This window comes from Bradyrhizobium sp. (assembly GCF_019242285.1).
Lineage (GTDB): Bacteria > Pseudomonadota > Alphaproteobacteria > Rhizobiales > Xanthobacteraceae > Bradyrhizobium.
In genome coordinates this window covers 1-2,558 of sequence record NZ_JAFAVV010000920.1, presented here as the reverse complement: position 1 = coordinate 2,558, position 2,558 = coordinate 1, and the positions used below count along the sequence as shown (strand labels likewise).

The following is a 2,558-nucleotide window of genomic DNA, read 5'->3' as shown; positions in this document are numbered from 1 at the left end:
AAACCAAGTGACGCGTCAGCGCGCGCCGGCCGACGTCATCGTGCCGGCGGACGCGGGGGCGTACGCGAAGCGATCCTCCGATCCCAACCAGACGAACCTTTGCGGCCGGCGAGGCCCCGCGGAATGGTCGGATATACAGCGCAGCGAAAAAGAAGTGACGCATCATGGTTCCCGGCGACGGCCGACGGATGATTTTGTGCCGGCGGACGCGGCGGCGACGCGGTTCTCACACTGTGATTGGTGCGGACGTCGCTGTTCCCCCTTCATCCGTCTCGTGTTCCTGCGCCGGTAGGCCCGGTGTCAGACGCAAGGAGAGCTCATGACGATCCCGCCCGAAGTCGAGGCGCAGATCCTGCGTCTCTATTACGTCGAGAAATGGCGCCGGGGCACCATCGCCCGCCAGCTGCACATGCACCATGGCACGGTGACCCGGGTGCTGGATCAGGCCGGCCTGCCCGGCACCGATCCGCCGCGACGTCCCACAAAGGTCGACCCGTACCTGCCGCTGATCCTCGAGACGCTGCAGAAGTATCCCAGGCTCACCGCCAGCCGCCTGTTCGCGATGGTGTGCGAACGCGGCTACAAGGGCAGTCCCGATCACTTCCGGCACAGGATCGGCTGTCTTCGTCCGCGCCCGCCCGCCGAGGCCTATCTGCGCTTGCGGACCCTTCCCGGCGACCAGGGCCAGATCGACTGGGGTCACTTTGGGCACCTCACCATCGGACGCGCCCGCCGGCCGTTGATGGCCTTTGTCACGGTGCTGAGCTGGTCGCGCCGGATCTTCCTGCGCTTCTTCCTCGACGCGAGGATGGAGAACTTTCTGCGCGGCCATGCGGCGGCATTTGCTGCCTGGAACGGCTGTCCCCGGGTCCTCCTTTATGACAATCTTCGCAGCGCCGTGCTCGAGCGTCACGGCGATGCGATCCGCTTCCATCCGGTGCTGCTCTCGTTCGCCGCCCATTATCGCTTCGAGCCGCGTCCCGTCGCGGTGGGCAGGGGGAACGAAAAAGGCAGAGTCGAACGGGCGATTCGCTATGCACGCGACAGCTTCTTCGCCGCGCGCCGGTTCAGCGATCTCGATGATCTCAATAGCCAGGCCGACGACTGGTGCAACGGCATCGCCGCCGACCGGCCGTGTCCCGAAAACAGGGACGTCACGGTTCGCGAAGCCTTCGCCGAGGAAGCGCCCAAGCTGCTGGCGTTGCCGGACAGCTCCTATCCGCTGAGCGAGCGTGTCGCCGTCAAGGCCGGCAAGACACCTTATGTCCGCTTCGATCTGAACGACTACAGCATTCCACACACGAAGGTGCAGCGCATTCTCACTGTGCTCGCCGATCCCGATATCGTGCGCATCGTCGACGGCGCCGAGGTGATCGCCCGTCATCCCCGCAGCTACGACAAGGGCAAGCAGATCGAGGACCCGGCTCATCTGCAGGACCTCGTCGACGAGAAGCGCGCCGCGCGCCATCACCGCGGCGTCGACCACCTCGCAACGGCAGTGCCGACCGCTCAGGCCCTGCTGCAGGGCGCGGCCACCCGCGGTGACAATCTCGGCGCCATCACCGCTGACCTGCTGCGGCTGCTCGATCGCTATGGCGCCGCCGAGCTCGACGCCGCGATCAATGAGGCGCTCGCGCGCGGCGTGCCGCACCCCAACGCGGTACGCCTGGCGCTCGACCGGCGCCGCGAGCAGCGAAACCAGCCGCCGCCCATTGCCGTCGACTTGCCGGACCACGTCAAAGCCCGTGACGCGATCGTGAAACCGCACCGCCTTGAAACCTATGACCGGCTCAGCCTCACCAACAAAGAGGACGCGACTGATGAGTAAACTCGACGCTCTGCATGCACGCGCCGGAGCCCTCGGCCTGTATGGGATCCTCGCGCACTGGAACGAAATTGCTGCCACCGAATGGGTCGAACGCGCCATCGAATGGGAGGAGCAGGAGCGCGGTCGGCGCAGTCTCGAACGCCGGCTCACAAACGCTCACCTCGGACGCTTCAAGCCGGTCTGCGACTTCGACTGGTCGTGGCCCAAATCCTGCGACCGCGCTGCCTTCGAATCCCTGATGACGCTCGAGTTCCTCAAGGATGCCGCCAACGTCGTGCTGGTCGGGCCGAACGGCGTCGGCAAGACCACGCTGGCGTGTAACATCGCTTATCAGGCGGTCGTCCACGGTCATACCGTGCTGTTCACCACCGCCGGCCAGATGCTCGGCGATCTTGCGGCTATCGACAGCGATACCGCCCTGCGAAGTCGCCTCCGGCACTACGCACGTCCCGCGCTGCTCTACATCGACGAAGTGGGGTATTTATCCTATTCGAACCGCCATGCCGACCTTTTGTTCGAACTTGTGAGCCGCCGCTACGAAAAGAAGAGCACCATTATCACCACAAATAAGTCCTTCAGCGGATGGAACGAGGTCTTTCCGAACGCCGCCTGCGTCGTCTCCCTGATCGACCGTCTGGTCCACCACGCAGAGATCCTCGAAATCCAGGGAGACTCCTACCGTCTCAAGGAAGCCCAGGAACGAAGCAAGCAGCGCGCGCGCAAACGCAGG

The 2,558-nt window shown here is 64.8% G+C and carries 3 protein-coding genes; all 3 read left to right on the top strand.

Annotated elements, in window-relative coordinates; translation table 11 throughout:
* Positions 1 to 292, top strand: a 292-nt coding sequence (locus JOY90_RS37725; protein WP_291696166.1) for a hypothetical protein, incomplete at its 5' end; no start/stop codon positions are given.
* Positions 293 to 319: 27 nt separating this feature from the next.
* Complete coding sequence (istA, locus tag JOY90_RS37720) at positions 320 to 1,828, top strand: IS21 family transposase (RefSeq protein WP_291696165.1); 1,509 nt, start codon at positions 320 to 322, stop codon at positions 1,826 to 1,828.
* The coding region (gene istB / locus JOY90_RS37715) for an IS21-like element helper ATPase IstB (RefSeq protein WP_291696164.1) at positions 1,821 to 2,558 on the top strand (738 nt) is incomplete at its 3' end. The genes istA and istB, both read left to right, overlap by 8 nt.